This window comes from Leisingera sp. JC1 (assembly GCF_001679925.1).
Classification (GTDB): Bacteria; Pseudomonadota; Alphaproteobacteria; order Rhodobacterales; family Rhodobacteraceae; genus Leisingera.
This window is the reverse complement of the sequence record NZ_LYUZ01000147.1, coordinates 112,433-126,463: the sequence shown is the minus strand read 5'-3', so window position 1 is coordinate 126,463 and position 14,031 is coordinate 112,433. Positions and strand designations below refer to the sequence as shown.

The following is a 14,031-nucleotide window of genomic DNA, read 5'->3' as shown; positions in this document are numbered from 1 at the left end:
GATCTGTTTACACATAAAAAAGAGGCCGGAAAACTCCGGCCTCCTTGCTCCTGCTGGCGGCTGCCAGTCAACCCTGAGAAGCGGCGGTTTCTGCTGATTCAGCCGCCACTTCTGCCGCTGGTTCAGCCGCAGCACCATTCAGCAGCGGCACGTCCGCGGCTTCGGTATCGTCTGCCTCCACCCCCAGCGCCTGGCTGGCAATGCCGCTGACACCGTTTTCCATCGACAGACCCAGTTCCTCGCCCAGCTTCTTCAGCGCGGGCATCTGAACTGCCATGCCCATGATCGAATCCAGCGCCTGGTTCACCACCGGCTTCTCTGCGCCGGTCCCGGCACCTGCGGCGGTATAGGGGACACCGGCTCCGATGCCGCCAACCTGGTGAATCTTGATCGAGTCAATCTTCTCTGCCGGCTTCACCATCTCGCTGATGATCGCAGGCATCGCCTCAATCCGCGCCAGGTCGACCTTCATCCGGATCAGTTCACCCGACAGGGCGTTTTCGGCGTCAACAATGGCCCGCTTGCCTTCCGCTTCAGCCAGCATGTCGTTTTTCTTGGCCTCGGCCCGGATATTGAGCGCGTCCGCCTCTGCTTGTGCTTCCTCGCGGCGGGCTTCGGCGCGGTCGGCGGCGGCTTCTTTCTCGGCCTGCGCAGCCAGGCGGATGCCGGTTGCCTGACGTTCCGCTTCGCGGGTGGCCTCGATAAGGGTAATCTGCTTCAGACGCTCGGCCTCGGCCACCTGGCGGGCGGTTGCCACCGCTTCGGTTGCCTTGGTTGCCTCGGCCCGTGCCAGGTCGGCAGACGCCCGCGCGCGGCTTTCCTCCTCGGACTTCTGCGCAATGATGATCTGGCGCTCCTGTTCGGCCACTTCCAGTTCGCGCTCCTTGGCAATCTCAGCCTCGCGGACCGCGCGTTCCTTGGCGATCTCGGCGTCGCGGATCTTGGCTTCGCGGGCAATATCCGCCGAACGGATCGCCTCCTCGCGGGCAATCCGGGCGCGTTCGGTCTCGCGCATCGAGTCCTCTCGCCGCTGGGCGATCTCCGCCTCCTGCGCCGCCTTCATGGTCTCGACCTGCTTGGCCTGCTCAATCTTGGCCTGCTCTTCGTCCTGTTCGATAGCCAAGCGCTGGCGCTCCGCCTCCATCGCCGCACGGCGCACCGCAACCTCGGCCTCGGCGTCAATCTGCGCGCGCTCCTTCTTGGAGGTGGCAATCACCTCAGCCAGCTTGCGCATGCCCACCGCGTTAAAGGCGTTGTTTTCATCCAGTGCCTCAAACGGGGTCTGGTCCAGCGCGGTCAGCGAAACGGATTCCAGCGACAGGCCGTTCTTCAGTAGGTCCTCGGACACGGCATTCTGCACCTCCTGCACGAAGTCGGCACGGTTTTCGTGCAGCCCGTCCATGGTCATCTGCGCTGCCACAGCCCGCAGGCCGTCAACCAGCTTGCCCTCGATCATCTCGCGCAGCTGCTCCACGTCGAATGTGCGGTCGCCCAGTGTCTGCGCGGCGCGGGCAATGCCCTCAACCGTCGCCATGACGGAGACATAGAATTCGACGCCGACATCAACGCGCATCCGGTCTTTGGTGATCAGCGCGCCGTCATTGTTGCGTTGCACCTCAAGACGCAGAGTCTTCATGTTGACCGGGCTCACCTCATGCAGCAGCGGCACCACCAGCACGCCGCCATCCATGATGACCTTCTTTCCGTTGGCACCGGTCCGCACCAGGCTGATCTCGCGGGACGACCGTTTGTAAAGCCGGCCCAGAACCAGGCCGAAGACCAGAAGAAAGACAAGAGCACTCACCACCACAATGAGCATGAATTGAAATTCCATGCGGAATACCTCCTTGGATAATAGGATTTCAGTGTTTGTTGGTTTCTGTGAACCGGACGGACCAGTCCGGCGGATTATTCAGACAGTGCGATCAGCACAAAGCGGTCCTTGCGGCGGTCGCGCATCACCAGCACTTCAGTGCCCTGGGCCAGTTCCTCGCCTGCAGCGAAGGGTTCGGCGCGCAGGTAATGAGCGTTGCCGTAGCCATCCATGACGCGTACCTCGGCCGGGCGCCCCGCGGCAGCGGTTCCCTGGGTGATCACCCCCCGGCGGCGGCCCAGGCTGCGCTCCGACAGCGCCTCTGTCTCGGTTTGCGGCAAGGCCCTGGCAAAGATCCCGCCAAAGGCGCGTGCAAACCACAGACCAAAGGCACCCGCGGGCAGTCCCGCCATCCAGGCAGGTGCGGCAGAACCCAAATAGGACTTCAGCACCATCTGCAAGCCGATGCCGCTCAGGCCGAAGCCCATCAGCAATGCTGCCAGCCAGATCAGCGCCGGCATCCGCCCCAGGCCCAGCCAGGATGCCAGGCTGCCCGAAGCATCTGCAGCCCCGGCATTGCCTGGCGCTTCTGCCCCGTCGATATCCGCGAGGCCGATGTCTCCAAGATCACCCAAAGCGTCCGCGGCGGCATCTGCGCCCAGGTCGCCAAAATCCGGGAACCCGCCGATCTCTGCACCGTCAGCCGCATCAAGCCCCGCTTCGCCATCAGCGCCGACCAGACTGCCGCCAAGCAGCAAAGCCGCAAGTTCCAGAACCGCCAGACCGCCCAGCAGGGCGAGCGCAAGGGAAAACGGCGCAAACGCGCCATCAAGCAGGAAGTCGAACACCTATGGAATGCCTTTCAAATGTATGCCGTGGTATACAAATCATATGGTAACGCTCTTGTGAGCTTTCAAGGGCTTAAGACAGAGTTTCACAACTCCTGAGTGCGCCAGCCCGGATTGCAGTTCAAGCATGAACTGCACGCACGCCTCTTATTTCCAGCGAATTCTGCTGGCGGGGTTCCCGCCGCCTGCGCCATGCGTTAGACGGGCCTTTGACGTATTACCTGGATGGATGGCATGGCACGCATTCTGATCACTTCGGCAATCCCCTACATCAACGGGATCAAGCATCTGGGCAACCTGGTGGGCAGCCAGCTGCCGGCCGACCTTTATGCCCGGTTCCAGCGCGGACGCGGCAATGAGGTGATGTTCCTCTGCGCCACAGATGAACACGGCACCCCGGCGGAACTGGCCGCGGCCAAGGCCAACCAGCCGGTGGCGGAATACTGCGCTGCAATGCATGAGACCCAGGCAGAGATCGCCAAAGGCTTTGCCCTGTCGTTCGATCACTTCGGCCGGTCTTCCAGCCCGCAGAACCACGCTCTGACCCAGCACTTCGCAGGCAAACTGGCCGAGGCCGGGCTGATCCGCGAAGTGACCGAGAAACAGGTCTACTCCAATGCCGACGGCCGTTTCCTGCCCGACCGCTATATCGAAGGCACCTGCCCCAACTGCGGCTACGAGAAGGCCCGCGGCGACCAGTGCGAGGAATGCACCAAGCAGCTGGACCCGACCGACCTGATCAACCCGCGCTCGGCCGTTTCCGGTTCCACCGATCTGGAAGTGCGCGAGACCAAGCACCTGTATCTGTGCCAGTCGCAGCTGAAAGATCAGCTGGACGCCTGGATCGATTCCAAGAACGACTGGCCGGTTCTGACCACCTCGATTGCCAAGAAGTGGCTGCACGACGGCGACGGGCTGCAGGACCGCGGCATTACCCGCGACCTGGACTGGGGCGTGCCGGTCAAAAAGGGTGACGCGGACTGGCCCGGTATGGAAGGCAAGGTTTTCTATGTCTGGTTCGACGCACCTATCGAATATATCGCCGCATCCCGCGAATGGGCTGATGCCAACGGCAAGTCCGACGCCGACTGGCAGCGCTGGTGGCGCACCGACAAGGGTGCAGAGGACGTCAAATACGTCCAGTTCATGGGCAAGGACAATGTCCCCTTCCACACCCTGTCGTTCCCGGCCACCATTCTGGGCTCGGGCGAGCCGTGGAAGATGGTCGATCACCTGAAGAGCTTCAACTACCTGAACTATGACGGCGGCCAGTTCTCGACCTCGCAGGGCCGCGGCGTGTTCATGGATCAGGCGCTGGAGATCCTGCCTGCGGACTATTGGCGCTGGTGGCTGCTGTCCCATGCGCCGGAAAGCAGCGATTCCGAATTCACCTGGGAGAATTTCCAGCAGTCTGTGAACAAGGACTTGGCCGACGTTCTGGGCAACTTCGTTTCCCGTATCACCAAATTCTGCCGCTCCAAGTTCGGCGAGGAGGTTCCGACAGGCGGCGAATACGGTGAACAGGAGCAGGCGCTGATAGACGAGCTGACCACCCGCATCCGCGCCTATGAAGGCCACATGGAGGCGATGGAGGTCCGCAAGTCGGCGCAGGAGCTGCGGGCGATCTGGGTGGCCGGCAATGAATACCTGCAGTCCGCCGCCCCCTGGTCGGTGTTCAAGGAAGACCCCGAACGCGCCGCCGCGCAGGTTCGCCTGGGCCTGAACCTGATCCGGCTGTACGCGGTGCTGTCGGCGCCCTTCATCCCGCACGCCGCGGACACGCTGATGGCAGCGCTGAACTCGGACGACCGCAGCTGGCCCGAGGATGTGGCGGCGGCGCTCGCTGCCCTGCCCGCAGGCCACGGCTTCACCGTGCCGGAGGTGCTGTTCGCCAAGATCACCGACGAGCAGCGCGAAGAGTGGCAGGCGCGTTTCTCCGGCACCCGCAGCTGATACAGCACATTTGGAAGCACTCAAAGGCCGCCCCCTTGGGCGGCTTTTTTGTTTGCCATGCCCTTGCCTTCGCAAAAAAATTATTTCCGACTAAAAAACTCAGATTGACATAGGTGACTAAATAAATCAGGTATACAGCATTCCAGCCAGCCTGACTCGGATCGGGCGAGCCCGAGTGACATTCAATCAACCGAGATCGCCCCCATGCCGACCAGTGCGCGCCGCCCCAGCGGCCCCGACATCAAGGAACCGGAGTCCGAAGACATGCGCCAACTGTGGCCGCAGGTCTTTGCACCATCCGGCGCGCTGTCCGGTTTTTGTCTGGAATGGCTTCTGGACAGGGCGGAATTCAGCGATGGGCGCACGTCATGAACCAGATTACTTCCAAACCTGTCCCCACTGAGGCCACCGCCGAGGTGTTCCCGACCTATCACGCCGAGGACCTGACCCGCGGCGGCACCCAGGCCCGTATCCTGTTGAACGGCCAGATCTATTCTCTGCGCATCACCCGCGCGGGCAAGCTGATCCTGACCAAATGAGCCGCGGCGCCTCCCATCCGCGCGGCGGCGTGACCGTCGGCACCCTGTCAGAGCTGCCGCCGCTGGAGGCTGGTGCGGTGATCTATCTGCGCCACTGGTTTTCAGGCGATGAGACCCGCGCTCAGATGCGCCGTGATTTTGAAGTGAACTTCGGCCCGGAAATGGCGGAAGCCGCCTTTGAGGCTTTTGGTTTCTTATGCAATTTCTGCGCCACCCATGGCCGCCGCCCGCTGGTGCGCCACGGCATGACCTGCAATTGCCTGGGCGCGGATGAAAACTGCTTTGCCAACCTGCTCGCCTCCGCCGCGGAAGGCCAGCAGGACGACGCCCATGTGCTTGCCTCGCTGATCGTCACCCCGCGCAAAGCGCCGGAACTGGCAAAGCTCGCTTCTGACTGCGGGCTGCTGATGCAGCAGATCATGAACCCGCACCTGCCGCAGCAACCCGCGCGGCCTGCAACTGCCACCCTTCACTGAATTCTAAAGCAACCAAGGACTTAGCTGATGAAATCCCTGTTTCTCACGGGCACTGCCCTTGCCGGTCTCGCCTTTGGCGCAACCACTGCCTTTGCCGCCGACAAGGCTGCGGTGCTGACCAACTACGCCAATATCGCCGAAGCCAAATACCAGGACAGCCTGGCCACTGCGCAGGTGCTCAAGGCCGCCGTCGGCGCGCTGGTCGCAGAACCGTCCGCAGAGAATCTCGAAGCCGCCCGCACCGCCTGGATTGCCGCCCGCGTTCCCTATCAGCAGTCTGAGGTATTCCGTTTCGGCAACGCCATCGTCGACGACTGGGAAGGCAAGGTGAACGCCTGGCCGCTGGATGAAGGGCTGATCGACTATGTCGATGCCTCCTATGGCGGGCCGAGCGACGAAAACACCCTGGCGGCGCTCAATGTGATCGCCAACCCGAGCTTTGAACTGTCCGGCAAGGTAATCGACGCCGCCAAGATCACCCCGGAACTGCTGGAAGGCGCCCTGCATGAGGCAGACGGGGTCGAAGCCAACGTCGCCACTGGCTATCACGCCATCGAATTCCTGCTCTGGGGCCAGGACCTGAAAGGCACCCAGCATGGCGCCGGCGACCGTCCCTGGACCGACTACGCAGCGGGCGATGCCTGCACCGGCGGCAACTGCGAGCGCCGCGGCGAATACCTGCAGGCGGCCACCGATCTGCTGATCTCCGACCTGGAGTGGATCGCCGCGCAGTGGGGCGAAGCCGGCGAGGCCCGCACCGCACTGCTGGCGGACGAGGACGCAGGCATCACCGCGATGCTGACCGGCATGGGCTCCTTGTCTTATGGCGAGCAGGCGGGTGAGCGGATGCGCCTGGGCCTGATGCTGAACGACCCGGAGGAAGAGCACGACTGCTTCTCCGACAACACCCACAACAGCCACTACTATGACGGTTTGGGCGTGCAGAACGTCTATCTGGGCGAATACGTGCGGGTGAACGGCGAGCTGGTTTCCGGCGCGTCTCTGTCCGACCTGGTTGCTGCCAAGGACGCGGACCTCGACGCCGAGATGCGCGGCAAGCTGTCCACCACCATGCTGGCGCTCGGCCGTATCAAAACCGCAGCTGAGGCAGGCCTCTCCTATGACCAGATGCTGGCCCAGGGCAACGCAGCTGGAGAAGCGCTGGTGATGGGCGGTGTCAACGGGCTGATCGACCAGACACGTTCCATCGAGCGTGTGGTCTCCACGCTGGATCTGAGCGGTGTGGCTATCGAAGGCTCCGACAGCCTGGATAATCCCTCGGCAGTCTTCGAGTAAGATCCAAGACTTCGAGCAGTGGCGGGCCGCAGTTTCTGCGGCCCGTTAATTTAACGGCTCGGCCCGTGGAACACCGCCTCCGCTTTCCCAAGCATTTCAGTCGGGAAAAATCTTGAAACCCCACTATTTTTGTCAGATACATTTCCCAACGGAATCACTTGGCTTATTAAGGCCAGCAGGCAAGGACCGGGCAGAATGATCGTTTGCCACTGCACACAGATCTCGGATCACGACATCCGCGCCGCCATTGATTGGATGCGAAGTGCTGATCCTGAAACGATAATTACGCCCGGCAAGATCTATCACGCCCTTGGCAAAGCCGCCGACTGCGGCGGCTGCATGCCGCTTTTCCTCGACACCATGCGTGCCAGCAGTAAGCTGGAAGTACCTGCGCAGCTTGCGAATTTACGCGCTGGACCAATTCGGGAGAAGAATAATGAAGGGCGACGCCAAGGTTATCGACTATCTGAACAAGGCTCTGCGGCATGAGTTGACGGCGGTCAGCCAGTACTGGCTGCATTACCGGCTGCAGGACGATTGGGGCCTGGGCAGCATGGCCAAGAAAAGCCGCGAGGAAAGCATCGAGGAGATGCAGCACGCGGACAAATTGATTGAAAGGATTTTGTTCCTGGGCGGCCACCCGAACCTGCAGAAGCTTGACCCGCTGCGGATTGGCCAGACGCCCAAAGAAACCCTCGAATGCGACCTTGCCGCCGAAGTGGACGCCCGTGCGCTCTACAAGGAAGCCCGCGACGCCTGCAACAAGGCAGGCGACTATGTATCCCAGAAGCTGTTCGAAGAGCTGATGGCGGACGAAGAAGGCCATATCGATTTCCTCGAAACGCAGCTTGAACTGCACGACCGGATCGGTGCCGAAAACTATGCCCAGCTCAACGCCACCAAGATGGCAGAGGTTGAAGACTAACTTTGCGCTGGCTGCCGCACTTGCGGCGGCCACACCCCTTGCTGCGCTTGACTTGGCCAGCCGGTACCAGGCAGAGCCGCACCTCTCCCCCCTTCCCCGCACCGATGCCGAACGCGCCCGGATTGCCGGTGCAGTTGCGCCCGCCACGGATTTCTCGGCGCCTGAGCCGTTTGAGGACCTGCCCGCAGGGGCGGCCACGGTGCGCGCCCGTTCGGATGACGAGGCATTCTCGCAGCATTCCGCTAACCTCTCCTTCGAGCAGGAACTGGAATTCAAGCTCGGCAACGGGCTGTTCAAGAAAATCTGGGTGTTCTCGCCCGCCTCCACCAAGGCCTCGGACGGGCTCGGCCCGCTTTACAATGCCCGTTCCTGCCAGCGCTGCCACCTGAAGGACGGTCGCGGCCATGTGCCGGAACAGCCGGACTATAGTTCAACAAGCATGTTCCTGCGGATTTCCATCCCCGGCCCGGTGCCGCCGGAGATGCAGGAGATCAGCGACTACATCGGCACCGCACCGGATCCGACCTATGGCAGCCAGCTGCAGGATTTCTCAGCTCCCGGCATCACGCCGGAGTACAAGTTGCAGGTTGAATACGAGGAATTCGAGGTCGCCCTGAACGGCGGCGAGACCGCCACCCTGCGGCGCCCCAGCTATTCCGCGGCCAGCCTCGGCTATGGGCCGCTGGCAGAGGGCGCCATGCTGTCGCCCCGCGTCGCACCGCCGATGTTCGGCCTTGGTCTGTTGGAGGCGATCCCCGCCGTCGACATTCTGACCCATGCGGACGAGTATGACGCCGACGGCGACGGCATTTCAGGCCGTGCCAATCTGGTCTGGTCGCGGGAGTTTGAGCAAATCATGCTTGGCCGTTTCGGGCTGAAAGCCGGCTCGCCAACCGTGCATGAACAATCCGCAGGCGCGTTTTCCGGGGACATCGGCATCTCCACCCCGTTGTTTCCGGCCCATGCCGGCGAATGCACGGATCTGCAAACGGCCTGCCAATCCGCCCCGCATGGCGGCGGTGATTCCCGTGAAACCGAGATCGACCAGCCCAATATGGATCTGGTGACTTTCTACAGCCGCAACCTCGGCGTGCCCGCCCGCCGCAACACTGCAGACCCGCAAGTGCTGCGCGGCAAGCAGGTGTTCTACGACAGCGGCTGCGCGTCCTGCCATGTGCCGAAATACGTGACCCACCGGCTGGAAGACCGGCCGGAGCAAAGCTTCCAGCTGATCTGGCCGTACAGCGACCTGCTGCTGCACGATATGGGGGAGGGCCTAGCCGACAACCGCCCCGAGGGCCGCGCCACGGGCCGCGAATGGCGCACCGCACCGCTTTGGGGGATTGGACTGACGCAGCAGGTCTCGCCCCGTGCCGCCTTCCTGCATGACGGCCGCGCCCGCACCCTATTGGAAGCCATCCTGTGGCACAGCGGCGAGGCGGAAGCGGCTAAGAACCGTGTCGTGGACCTCGCACCGCAGGACCGCGCTGCCCTTATCACCTTTCTGGAAAGCCTCTGATGCGCGCCCTTGCCCTTGCCCTGACCCTGGCTGCCGCTCCCGCTGCGGCCTCCGACTTGTCCAGCAGCATCACCGATCAGCTGATCCTTCCGGCGTTTGCGGAGCTGGCAATAGACACGGCAGCGCTGGCGGACACAGCCAAGGCCGATTGCAGGCCACGATCCGAAGCCCTGCGCGCGGCTTACGGCGAGGCCTTCGACGCCTGGATTGCCGCCAGCCACTACCGCTTTGGACCGACGGAAACGGACAGCCGCGCCTTTGCGCTGGCGTTCTGGCCCGACAGCCGCAGCAAGACGCCCAAGGCGCTGGCCAGTCTGATCCGCAGCGAGGACGCCGGCATCACCGACGCGGCAACTTTCGCCGGGTATTCCATCGCTGCCCGCGGCTTCTATGCGCTGGAATACCTGCTCTACGACCCGGACCTCTCCGCCGCAGGCAGCCCGGACTACCGCTGCACCCTGACACGCGCTATCAGCACGGACATTGCCTCCACTGCGCAGGCCATCAGCTGGGACTGGGCAGAAAACTATGCAGGCGAAATGCGCGCACCGGCCAGCCGCTACCGCAGCGAGGATGAAATCACCCAGGAGCTGCTGAAAGCGCTCACCACCGGGTTGCAGGTGCTGGACGACATGCGGCTGGGCCGCCCGCTGGGCACTTTTGACAAGCCGCACCCCAGCCGCGCCGAGGCCCGCCGCTCGGGGCGCAGCCTGCGCCATATGCTGGTATCGCTGAACGCGATGGAGCCGCTCGCGCTGGCCTTGGCACAGGGCGATGCCGCGTTGAAGGCGGACCTTGCCCGCGGGTTTAAAACCATCCGCCACCGCGCCGAAGCCCTGGACGACCCAATTTTTGAAGGCGTCGCCGACCCCGCCACCCGTATCCGGATCGAGGCCCTGCGCCAGCAGGTAAAGGACCTCCGCACGCTTGTATCGGAGCGGCTTGGACCATCGCTTGGAGTGGCAGCGGGTTTCAACTCGCTCGACGGCGACTGAACGAAAGGCGCAGAATATGACCTCCCGCCGCGGATTTCTGGCAGGCCTTATGGCCTCCACCCTTGCCCCCAAGGCCAGCTGGGCCGCTGCGGGCAACCCGGCCTTTCTGTCCGCCGGCAAGGACGCCAGCGGCGCCTTCCTGCTGGCAGGGCTGACCGATACGGGCGCGATCCTGTTCCGCCATCCCCTGCCCGGCCGCGGCCACGCGGCAGCGGCGCATCCCATCCGCCCGGAGGCGGTTGCTTTTGCCCGCCGCCCGGGCCGTTTTGCCGACGTGATCGACTGCCGCACCGGCACCGCCCTCGCCCGGCTGGAACCGCCCACGGGGCATCATTTCTATGGCCATGGGGTGTTTTCCCCCGATGGCAGCCGCCTGTTCACCACCGAGAACGACTATGAGAACGCCCGCGGTGTGATCGGTGTCTGGGATGCTGCAGACGGCTACCGCCGCATTGCCGCGTTCTCCTCCGGCGGCATTGGGCCGCATGACATGGCTTTGCGCCGCGATGCGCCCGGGTTGGTGGTAGCGAATGGAGGCATCGAAACCCACCCCGACAGCGGTCGCGCCAAGCTGAACCTGCCTGATATGCGCCCCAACCTCAGCTACATGAGCCTGGACGGGGTGTTGCAGGAGCAGATGGAGCTGCCGCAGGAGCTCCGCCTGAATTCAATCCGCCACCTTGCCATGCGCGCGGACGGCACCGTTGGCTTTGCCATGCAATGGCAGGGCGATCTGGGCGAACAAGTCCCCACTGCCGGCCAGCACTCCCCCGGCGGCGTGCCGCGTATGCTGGCTGAGGATGACGCGCGGGTGCTGAACATGCAGGGCTACGGCGGTTCCATCGCCTTCTGCGCCGATGGCAGCCGGCTCGGCGTGACCTCGCCGCGCGGCGGGGTGCTGCAGGTGATGGACACGGTCAGCGGCGTGCTGCTGGCGGAACACAAAATGGCAGATGTCTGCGGTCTGGCCGCCTCCGCCGGCGGCTTTACGGCCAGCACCGGCACTGGCCAGTTCTATGCAATTTCGGACAGCGGCCGGCACCCCTTGCATCGTGCGGACTTGGCTTGGGACAACCACCTGATCCCGCTCATCTGAAGCAAGGTTCCATTGAGCTTGACAGGCGCGCCGGACACGGCGCGCCTTTTCGTTTGCATCACGAACGAAACCAACACGAAAACAATTGGTGACTCTCTTCGCGCGATACGCTACAGAATCGCAGCGAAAGGAAAGCAAATGGATGCCGCAAGCCGTCAGAACGAAATCATCTCGCTGCTGAACCGTCAGGACCGGGTCGAGGTTGAGGATCTCTCGCAGCGCTTTGGCGTGTCCTTGCAGACCGTGCGCGCCGATCTGCGCGACCTGTCGGCGCGCGGCGCGCTGTCACGCGTGCACGGCGGCGCCGTCCGCGTGAGCTCCGCCGCCAGCCAGGGCTATGACGACCGGCGCAAGCTGAACGCCGGCAACAAGCTGGCGATGGCTGCGCTTGCGGCAGAGCTGATCCCCGACAATTGCTCGATCAGCCTTAACATCGGCACCTCCACCGAACAGGTCGCCCGCGCGCTCTCAGGCCACAGCAGCCTCACGGTGATCTCCAACAACATCAACATTATCAATATGATGATTGGAGGTCAGGCCAAGGAGCTTATCCTGGCCGGCGGCACCGTACGGCAAAGCGACGGTGCCATCGTGGGGGAGGACGCGGTGGATTTCTTTGGCCGCTACAAGGTGGATTTCGCCGTCATCGGCGCCTCCGCGCTGGACACCGACGGCGCGGTAATGGACCACGACGCCCGAGAGGTTTCCGTCGCCCGCGCCATCCTGAAGAACGCCCGCCAAAAGGTGCTGGTCTGCGATGGCAGCAAGTTCGACCGCTCCGCCGCGGTGCGGATCTGCAATGTTGCGGATCTGGACGTGGTGATCACCGACCGCCCGGTCCCCGCAGAATTCGCCGAGGCCGCGCAGGCCACCGGCACCCGCATCCTGACTGCAGGACAAAACGAAAGCAGCGAAAATGACTGACACGCCCGTAACGGACCTATTCATCATCGGCGGCGGCATCAACGGCTGCGGCATCGCCCGCGACGCGGCCGGCCGCGGATTGTCGGTGACGCTGGCTGAGATGAACGATCTTGCCTCTGCCACTTCCTCTGCCTCAACCAAGCTGTTCCACGGCGGTTTGCGCTATCTCGAATACTTCGAGTTCCGCCTAGTGCGCGAGGCGCTGATCGAGCGCGAGGTGCTCTTGAAGGCGATGCCGCATATCTCCTGGCCGATGCGGTTCGTGCTGCCGTTCCACAAGGACATGCGGTTCGACAGCGAAACACCGACTTCGAAACTGCTCACCACCTTTATGCCCTGGATGAAGGGCCGCCGCCCGGCCTGGCTGATCCGGCTGGGGCTGTTCCTGTATGACTCGCTTGGCAAGCGCGGCATTCTGCCCGGCACCGCGAAACTGGACCTCGCCGCCGACCCGGCAGGCCGCCCGCTGAAGGACAAGTTCAAGACCGCCTTTGAATATTCCGACTGCTGGATCGAGGACGCCCGCCTGGTTGTCCTGAACGCCCGCGACGCGCAGGCCCGCGGCGCCGAGATCCTGACCCGGACCAAGGTGCTGTCAGCCGAGCGCCACGCGGACCACTGGGTGATCACCCTTCAGGACCAGGCCAGCGGCGACACCCATCAGCGCCGCGCAAAGATGCTGGTCAACGCAGGCGGCCCTTGGGTCGCCGATGTGCTGCACCAGAAACTGGGCCAGAACAGCCGCGAAAACGTCCGGCTGGTGCGCGGCAGCCATATCGTGGTGCCGAAACTGTTCGACCACGGCCGCTGCTACTTCTTCCAGGGAACCGACGGGCGGATCATCTTTGCCATTCCTTATGAGGAGGATTTCACCCTGATCGGCACTACCGATGCCGACCACCCGGACCCCGGGACCGCCCCGGAATGCACTGTGGCAGAACAGGACTATCTCATTGATTTCGCGTCAGGTTATTTCAATCAGCCGCTCAAGCGGGAGGACATTGTCTGGACCTATTCCGGCGTGCGCCCGCTTTATGATGACGGTGCGAGTTCCGCCACCGCGGCCACTCGCGAATATGTGCTGACGCTGGATCAGGCCCAGGCGCCGCTCTTGAATGTCTTCGGCGGCAAGATCACCACCTACCGCAAGCTGGCAGAGGCAGCGCTGGCAAAGATCGGCGAGGTCTTCCCGCAGCTGCCCGCGGACTGGACCGCAGGTGTTGCCCTGCCCGGCGGCGACTTTGCGGTGGCGGATGTGGAAGCGCTGCGCGCCAAACTGGCAGCGGACTATACGTTCCTGTCGCCCTACGGGACCCGCCGCCTGATCCGCGCCTACGGCACCGAGGCCTGGGCGGTGCTGGGCGATGCCAAATCCGCCGCTGATCTGGGACAGGACTTCGGCGCAACGATTACCGCGAGGGAACTGGACTGGGCGATTGCCCGCGAGTGGGTGCGCACGGGCGACGATTACCTGTGGCGGCGCACCAAGCTGGGCCTGCGGCTGGATGAGGCCCAGCGCGCTGCGGTGGATGACTACATTCAAGGCAAAGCGGCGCAGCTCGCAGCGTAACGCTTAGGGCTGCGCCCGAACATGGGCGGGTGCGAAGCGCCCTCCCGTTTTGCCGGAGGCAAACCTCCGGATTGACG

Annotated in this window: 14 protein-coding genes; 12 read left to right on the top strand and 2 right to left on the bottom strand. The window is 63.5% G+C overall.

Features of this window, described 5'->3' with window-relative positions; genetic code table 11:
* Positions 1-67 precede the first annotated feature (67 nt).
* Positions 68-1,834 (bottom strand): flotillin family protein, encoded by a 1,767-nt coding sequence (locus A9D60_RS23925; RefSeq protein WP_065269898.1) that lies wholly within the window; start codon positions 1,832-1,834, stop codon positions 68-70.
* 74 nt (positions 1,835-1,908) lie between these two features.
* The gene (locus A9D60_RS23920) at positions 1,909-2,661 is read right to left on the bottom strand and encodes an OB-fold-containig protein (protein ID WP_065269897.1); all 753 of its coding nucleotides are present in this window, start codon (positions 2,659-2,661) and stop codon (positions 1,909-1,911) included.
* Between the two features lie 234 nt (positions 2,662-2,895).
* On the opposite strand from A9D60_RS23920, the gene metG reads away from it, so the two are divergent.
* From metG to glpD, 12 genes are all read left to right on the top strand, one after another.
* Positions 2,896-4,614: a methionine--tRNA ligase gene (gene metG, locus A9D60_RS23915; RefSeq protein WP_175393029.1), complete on the top strand. Its 1,719-nt coding sequence runs from the start codon at positions 2,896-2,898 to the stop codon at positions 4,612-4,614.
* Between the two features lie 204 nt (positions 4,615-4,818).
* Positions 4,819-4,986 carry a hypothetical protein gene (locus A9D60_RS26750; RefSeq protein WP_175393028.1) on the top strand — a complete coding sequence of 56 codons (168 nt, stop codon included), beginning with the start codon at positions 4,819-4,821 and terminating at the stop codon, positions 4,984-4,986.
* Positions 4,983-5,153, top strand: a complete 171-nt coding sequence (gene hemP / locus A9D60_RS23910) for a hemin uptake protein HemP (RefSeq protein WP_019297511.1) — start codon at positions 4,983-4,985, stop codon at positions 5,151-5,153. The genes A9D60_RS26750 and hemP overlap by 4 nt, the downstream gene beginning before the upstream one ends.
* On the top strand, positions 5,150-5,629 hold the full coding sequence (locus A9D60_RS23905) for a hypothetical protein (protein ID WP_065269895.1): 480 nt from the start codon (positions 5,150-5,152) through the stop codon (positions 5,627-5,629). The genes hemP and A9D60_RS23905 overlap by 4 nt, the downstream gene beginning before the upstream one ends.
* A 27-nt stretch (positions 5,630-5,656) precedes the next feature.
* Positions 5,657-6,925 (top strand): imelysin family protein, encoded by a 1,269-nt coding sequence (locus tag A9D60_RS23900; RefSeq protein ID WP_065269894.1) that lies wholly within the window; start codon positions 5,657-5,659, stop codon positions 6,923-6,925.
* A gap of 195 nt (positions 6,926-7,120) precedes the next feature.
* On the top strand, positions 7,121-7,414 hold the full coding sequence (locus tag A9D60_RS25810; RefSeq protein ID WP_083194349.1) for a (2Fe-2S)-binding protein: 294 nt from the start codon (positions 7,121-7,123) through the stop codon (positions 7,412-7,414).
* Positions 7,362-7,850, top strand: a complete 489-nt coding sequence (gene bfr, locus A9D60_RS23895) for a bacterioferritin (protein WP_065269893.1) — start codon at positions 7,362-7,364, stop codon at positions 7,848-7,850. Before A9D60_RS25810 ends, bfr begins: the two co-directional genes overlap by 53 nt.
* Positions 7,840-9,369, top strand: a complete 1,530-nt coding sequence (locus A9D60_RS23890; RefSeq protein WP_065269892.1) for a di-heme oxidoreductase family protein — start codon at positions 7,840-7,842, stop codon at positions 9,367-9,369. Before bfr ends, A9D60_RS23890 begins: the two co-directional genes overlap by 11 nt.
* Complete coding sequence (locus tag A9D60_RS23885) at positions 9,369-10,364, top strand: imelysin family protein (protein ID WP_065269891.1); 996 nt, start codon at positions 9,369-9,371, stop codon at positions 10,362-10,364. Before A9D60_RS23890 ends, A9D60_RS23885 begins: the two co-directional genes overlap by 1 nt.
* A 16-nt stretch (positions 10,365-10,380) precedes the next feature.
* The gene (locus tag A9D60_RS23880) at positions 10,381-11,460 is read left to right on the top strand and encodes a DUF1513 domain-containing protein (protein ID WP_065269890.1); all 1,080 of its coding nucleotides are present in this window, start codon (positions 10,381-10,383) and stop codon (positions 11,458-11,460) included.
* A gap of 138 nt (positions 11,461-11,598) precedes the next feature.
* Positions 11,599-12,384, top strand: coding sequence for a DeoR/GlpR family DNA-binding transcription regulator (locus A9D60_RS23875; protein ID WP_065269889.1), 786 nt, complete (start codon positions 11,599-11,601; stop codon positions 12,382-12,384).
* Positions 12,377-13,954 (top strand): glycerol-3-phosphate dehydrogenase, encoded by a 1,578-nt coding sequence (glpD, locus tag A9D60_RS23870; protein WP_065269888.1) that lies wholly within the window; start codon positions 12,377-12,379, stop codon positions 13,952-13,954. Before A9D60_RS23875 ends, glpD begins: the two co-directional genes overlap by 8 nt.
* Positions 13,955-14,031 lie beyond the last annotated feature (77 nt).